The organism is Kitasatospora sp. NPDC059812 (assembly GCF_042732075.1).
GTDB lineage: Bacteria > Actinomycetota > Actinomycetes > Streptomycetales > Streptomycetaceae > Kitasatospora.
The window spans coordinates 32,097-38,529 of record NZ_JBHWIO010000055.1 but is presented as its reverse complement, the minus strand read 5'-3'; the positions used below and the strand labels follow the sequence as shown (position 1 = coordinate 38,529).

Here is a 6,433-nt window from a genome sequence, read left to right as displayed (position 1 = left end):
CCCCGGGCCACGCGTCCCCGCCCCCAACCCCCCCCGCCCCCCCCCCACGGCAATCCACTGGCTGTCACCCGCCGGGGCCCGGTCACGGGGGGGCTGTACGGCCGACCGATCACCGGTTGCCGACTCTCCCCCCGGGGCCCCTGCCACGGGGACGCGGCGGGCAGCGCAGGCCCATCCCATCGGCACCCGAGTAACAAGATCAGAAACGCAAAGGAGATACGGCGAACGCGACACCGGACGGTACGGCTTCGCGCCGCTGCTGACACCACGGCCGAACTTCACAGGTGGGTGCGGGCGAGGTTGGCGGCACAGGCCAGTGCGTCCGGGTGCTGCGTGCCGTAGCGGGCACCCAGGTCGGCCAGGGCCTGTTGCAGGAGGGGCAGCGCCGTGCCATGGCGGCCGGTGTTGGTGTAGGCGTTGGCGAGGTTGATCACCGCCTTGAGGGTGAACGGATGCGTCGGGCCCACGCATCGGCCCAGCGCCTCCGCCGCCGCCTCGCCCCGCACGATGGCAGCCTCGGCGTCACCGCTGGTCCTCAGGTAGAGGGCGAGGTTGGCGGCGCAGGCGAGGGTGAACGGGTGGTCTGCGCCGAGCAGTCGCTCGTACGTGGCGTGGATCTGGACGGTCAGGTCTCGGGCGTGGCCGTGGTCGCTGGCGGCGCTGTGGTCCGCGGCCAGGTTGGCCGCGCAGATCAGAGCGTCCGGTGTGTCCCCGTCGTAGCGTTCCCGGTAGCGTTCGTAGGCGGTGGCGTTCTTCGTACGGGCCTCCTCTAGCCGGCCTGCCCGGCGCAGCGAGACGGCCAGCGAGGTGTCGTTGCGCAGCCTCTCCGGCAGGTCGGGGTCGAGGACTGCGGCGAGGCCGACGGCGACCTCGCTCAGCAGGGCGATCGAGGCCGGAAAGTAGCCGAGGTCGCGCAGGTCGCGGGCGAGGCAGTACTTCGTCGAGAGGGTGGCCGGGTGTCGCAGGCCCAGCACGGCCTCTCGTCGTTGCAGGGTCTCCTGGTCCAGGTCGCGGGCGGCCTGGCTGTCCCCGACCAGTCGGTAGTCGATCGCCAGGTTGTTGGCCATGGCCAGGGTGCGCGGGTTGTCGGCGCCGAAGAGTGTGGTGAGGCGGGCGTAGGTGTCGAGGTCGAGCGCGAGCGCAGGTTGGAAGCGGCCCAGGCCCCGTAGGTCGGCGGCCAGTGACCCGGCGGTCATCAGGGCGTCCGGGTGGTGTTCGCCGAGGGTGGTCCGCTGTCGTTCCAGGACGTCTTCGTCCAGCGTCAGCGCTTCGGTGTAACGCCCCAGTGAGCGACGGATGTTGGCGTGGTGGAAGCGCAGCCGCAGGTTCTGTGGGTCGTCCGGGCCGAGTTTGTCGGTCCATACCGGGATGAGGGTTTCGCTCAGGCGGTCGGCGCTGTGCAGTTCAGCGCGCTTCCACAGGTAGCGGACGCGGTCGATGAGCAGTTGCCGGGGCTGTGGGGCGTCGCATTGGTGGGTGGCGCAGGCGGTCAGGTGCGGCCAGATCTCCTCCAGCGCGGGCCAGCTGGCCGGATTGTCGATGTCGTGGTCGGCGGGGCGCGCGGCGGCCAGGATGAGGTGGACGTCGTGGGCGGCCCCGCGCTGCTCCTCTGCGGTCATTGTGCTGCGGATGACCGCCTGGACGAGCCGGTGCAGTTGGATGCCGGTGCTGTCGACCCGGGCGAGGGAGTAGCGTCCGATCTTCTTGATAGCTGCGCCGAGGTTGATCTGGGTGGCTGGTCCGTCGGCCCGCTCTCCGTAGAGCGCGTGGAGTATCTGCTCGTTGTCGTAGACGAGCCGGGTGGAGATGGGCTCGGGGGCGAAGAACGCGCACAGCTGCAGCAGGCGGGCGGCCGCGGGGGCCTCGGCGCGCAGCCGGGTGATCGAGACGTTCCAGGCGGCGGCCACCGTGGCGGGGTAGTCCACTGGTCGGCCCATTGAGAGTACCTGGGCGGCCGCTCTGCGTAGTTGGGCCAGGTAGGAGTCGACGGGCATGCCGGTGGCGTCCAGCCAGGCGGCAGCCACCTCGATCGCCAGGGGGAGGTCGCCGAGTTCGTGGGCCACCGCGTCGGCGTTCGGTTCGGTCAGGCCTGCGACGCGGCGGCGCAGGTGCTCGATGCTCTCGCGGCGGGTGAAGACGTCCACGGCGAGGGCCTCGGCCACCCGGTTCCACTCCGGGTTGCGGGAGGTGACCAGGATGTGGCCCGAGCCTCCCGGTAGGAACGGGAGGATCTCGGCGGGGTCGTCGGCGTTGTCGAAGATCAGCAGCCAGCGGGCGGCCGGGGTGCCCCGCCGCAGGGCGGTCAGGGCGGAGTTGGCGGCCTCGGCGACCGAGTCGCCGACCGGCAGGCCGAGTTCGCGTGCCAGGTCGGCGAGCGTGGGGCCGATCAGCTCGGGCTGTTCGGCGTCGATCCACCAGACCAGGTCGTACTCGGCTGCGAACCGGTGCGCGTACTCCAACGCGATCTGTGTCTTGCCGATCCCGCCGAGGCCGTAGAGGGTCTGGGAGCTGGGCAGGACGGCCGCCATTGCGCCGCCGAGCTGCCGGTGTAGGTGTTCCAGGACCGTGCTGCGGCCGGTGAACGACAGGTGGCGGGGCGGGGCCTTGAAGTGGGCCGGGCCTGTACCGGGGTAACGCAGGCCGGTGAGGTCGGGTGGTCGCGGTGCGCCGCCGAGTGCGGCGAACAGGGCGGCGGCGGCCTGTTCGGGGCGGTGGCCGGTCAGCTCGACGGTCGGGCCCGAGGGGTGGGAGGCCGGCGGCGACGCGGCGTCGATACGTGCCGTCACCAGGGCATGCTCGACGGGGTCGGCACAGCATGGCGAGCGTAGGTAGGCGGTGGACAGCAGCACGATCGTGCGGTCGGCGTCGGCTTCCTCGCAAAGTGGGCCGAGTCCTGCCGCGGTCAGGACGGCCTCGATCCACCGGGCCCAGACCTCGTCCTCCGGGGCGTGACGTAGGGCGATGCCGGTGGCCGGGGCCGGTGGGGCGCACAGCGGGCAGGGCGCGTACCGGCGCAGCTGTACGGATCCGCGGTGCAGGCCGTACGGGTGTGGTGGCGGGCCGGAGCCGGCCTCGATCAGTTGGTCGGCGGCGGCGCACAGCTCGCCCGGTCGGCCGCCTGCCGCGTCGGCGGCTGCGGTCAGTTCGGACTCCGGGGCGCCGAGGTCGTGGACGGCGAGGCGGTCGGCCAGGTAGCCGACGGACTCCCGCGTGGTGAAGTGGCGCACGGGGAGCGTCGCGCGCCGTCGGGTGCGCAGTTGCCGGTCCGTGCTGCGGGTGGTCACCACGAGTTCGCTGCTGGGGGCCGGGTCCGGCCACAGGTCATGGATGTCTCTGCGGTCGGCCAACGCGTCGAGGATCAGCAGCCACCGGCGGTTCGTGGTGTGCAGCCACGCGAGGAAGGCTGTTGCGGCGTCGGGTCCTTGGGCCAGCCCGAGGTGAGCGGCCGCCCGGGCGTAGCTGTCCCGTACGGCGGTCCGGCTCGATGCGTCGGTCCACAGGAGCAGGTCCACGCTGCCTTCCCGCAGGGCGGACTGGGCGCGGTGGGCGGCGGCCTGGGTCTTGCCGGTGCCTTGCGGTCCGCTCAGTACCGTGGCGGTGCCCGTGTGTAGGGCGCGGTCGACGCAGGGGCGGTGGTGGTAGCAGTCCGCGACCGTGGGGACGGTGCCGATCTGCATCGGCCAGGTGAGGGCCGGTGGGGTGGTGGGACTGTGGACGTGGATGTCGCCGCGGACGCTGCCGGCCACCACGCCGCCGGAGTTGACGAGGTCGTGCTGGCTGCGCACGCCGGTTCGCGGACCGGCGGGGCCGTGCTCGGCTCCGGGGACGGTCAGCGCGGGTCCGTTCCCGGCGGGGTAGGGCGGTCGGGTGCGCCGATCGTGACCGAGCCGCTGAAGTCCCGGCCGATCGCGCCGCCCTGGTTGTCGATGTCCCGGCCGGCGGTGACTCCACTGTTGTCGGCGTGGACCTGGGCAGCGGGGTCGGCGGGGGCGGGGAGCAGCAGGGCGCGCAGTTGCTCGGCGGCCTGGTCCTGTTCGGCCGGTTCCAGTCCTTCCAGGAAGTCGGCCAGCCGGGTCTGCCAGGTGTGTTCCTGTCGCTGTGCAAGGGCTGCCCGTTCCTGCGGGGCTGCGGCTTCCAGTTCCTGCCTGGTCCGGTCGAGGCGTGCCTGGACGAGGCGTTCGTCCTCGGTCCGCCCGCGGCCTAGCAGGCGGGCGACCCGTTCCCGGATGGCCGTCCACACGTCCGTTCCGGCGGCCTGGACGATCCCGGTGCCCCCGGCCGCAGCCAGTGCGCTCAACATCTCCGACAGCATTCCCGGCTACCCCCTATCCCTCGGTGGTGCTCCGTGCAGAACTGACCGACATTCAACTCCAATGGCTCCATCGAAAGAAGACCACCGTCCCGCCGCCGTCGAGGCGCTGGAGGCGTGGCTCGCCGCCCGGGAGCGCGCCCAGTCACGCTGAGTGCCCGGCCGGGGTGGCCGTCGCGCTGTCGCGTCCGGCGCACACCCCGGCCCCGCCCCTGTACACAGCCCCCACCAGGCGCGACAGCGCGACAGCTGTACAGACACACAGCGTCACCTTGATGGCGGCCCAGAGCGGCCATCAAGGTCTCCAGCAGAGACCTTGATGGTGGCCGACGGCCAGGAGTGAACGCCTGCGCCGAACCCGGTGAAAACCACACGCCGAACACGAGCGGGCCGCGCGAGGTGCGCCTGCCTGCGACCTGGCTACCGGCTGCCGGGCACCGGACGAAGCGCGTCGCGCAGCAACTGGATCACGTCCTCAGTGAGGACGGTGCGGCGTTCCTCCGCCAGGGTGAGCAGTTCGGCGGCCTGTGCGGGGTCGGCGTCGAGGGTCGGGACCGGGCGGGTGAGCCAGGGGCGCGGGGTGAGTTCGCGGATCCGTGTGGTGGCGTCGGTCCTGCCCTGGGCGGCGAGCCGGGGGTGGGTATCACCGCTCGCGAGGACGGCGGCGCGCAGTGCGGTGAGGCGGTCGCGCCGGCTCAACAGCCGGTAGCCCGCGCGCCGCACGGCCGGCCGCTGCGGGTCGGTGAGCATGTCCCACAGCAGGTCGGCGGGCAGCCGGGTGGCGCTGGGGACGAGGGCTGCGGCGGCCTCCTTGACCACCGCGGCGGAGTCGTCTTGCAGCAGCGCCGTGCCCCGGGGCACGGGCACCACGTCGAGGCTCCGCAGAGCCCGCAGGGCGTGGACGCGGACCTGGGGCGCCGGGTTGTCCAGGAGCGCGTCGAGCAGGGGGACGTCGGCCCGGCCACCGGTCTCGGCGAGCCCCGCGACCGCCCCGACCTGCGGGTCGTCGGCCCGGACGGCCGCCTGGTAGTGCGTCAGCGGGTCCGTGCCGGTGCGGCGCGCCGCCTCCCGTGCCAAGGCCCGGACCTGCGCGGACGGGTCGTCGAGGTACGCCACCACGCTCTGCGGGGAGCCGGTGCGCATCAGCCCCGTGAGGGCGGTGACGCGCACCTCGGCATGACGGCTGCGGGCCAGCCGGCGCAGCAGCTCGGCCTGGTCGGTCCACACCGCCTGACGGCCGGCGGCCTCCGCGGCCCGGGCCCTGACCCGGCGGTCGGAGTCGCGCTCGGCGAGGGCCGCGAGGTCGCGGAGCCCGAGGCGGTGGGCGACGGCGTCCAGGGCGAAGCGGCGCACCGGCGCCTCGGGGGCCGCGAGGAGCGTTCCGGTCAGGGCCGTGGTCGACCCGGTCAGCAACGGCACGAGCAACTGGCCGTGGGCGAATGCGCCGCGTTGGCGCCGGTTGATCAGCAGGGCCGTGCGCACGGTCGCCGGGGTGGCCAGCAGCGGGTCGCCATGGAGCAGCACGGCCAGGCCCGCGCTCGCCGCGTCCCGAACCTGGCGGACCCAGTCGCTGGTGCGCAGCACGAGGAACGGCATCGTCCCGGGGTGCGGCTGGTCCAGCATCCGGCGCACCGCGCGCTCGCGGATGCGGCCGTCGGCGTGCGAGCCGGCGAGAGCGAGCGCGACCGGGTCGGCTTCGACGGGCCGCGGGGTGGGACACGTCGGGTGCCACCACTCCCGCCGTATGAAAGCGTCCAGGCGCAGCAGCAGTACCGGACGCTCCGTCAGCGTGCGCAGCGCCTCGAACGAGTCTTCAGCGCTTCCGGTCGAGCCGACCTCCAGCAGCGCGGCGGTCAACTCCTCCAGCGCACTTCCGTCCGCGGCCCGCTCACCAGCGACCAGCAGCCGGACACGCTCCAGGGCGTCCGCGCCAGGGGAAGGCGGTGAGAGGGGCTGCTGACGACGGAGGAAGAAGTTCACCGCGCCATCCTGCCGGAGCCGATGCGCAGCGCCGCGCCGCACTCCGGGCAGGCCGGCACCCCGGCCGCACCCTTGTTTCCTCGCGTGTCGAAATCCTCGTTCATGATCGGCATCGTAGGGCGGGTGGGGGACATGTCCCCCACC

Annotated in this window: 3 protein-coding genes; all 3 read right to left on the bottom strand. The window is 73.1% G+C overall.

Features of this window, described 5'->3' with window-relative positions; translation table 11 throughout:
- Positions 1–278 precede the first annotated feature (278 nt).
- Positions 279–3,785 carry an FxSxx-COOH system tetratricopeptide repeat protein gene (gene fxsT / locus ACFV6D_RS25085; protein ID WP_380561168.1) on the bottom strand — a complete coding sequence of 1,169 codons (3,507 nt, stop codon included), beginning with the start codon at positions 3,783–3,785 and terminating at the stop codon, positions 279–281.
- A gap of 44 nt (positions 3,786–3,829) precedes the next feature.
- Positions 3,830–4,300, bottom strand: coding sequence for a hypothetical protein (locus ACFV6D_RS25080; protein WP_380561167.1), 471 nt, complete (start codon positions 4,298–4,300; stop codon positions 3,830–3,832).
- 429 nt (positions 4,301–4,729) lie between these two features.
- The gene (locus ACFV6D_RS25075; protein ID WP_380561166.1) at positions 4,730–6,289 is read right to left on the bottom strand and encodes a HEAT repeat domain-containing protein; all 1,560 of its coding nucleotides are present in this window, start codon (positions 6,287–6,289) and stop codon (positions 4,730–4,732) included.
- Between the last annotated feature and the right edge of the window lie 144 nt (positions 6,290–6,433).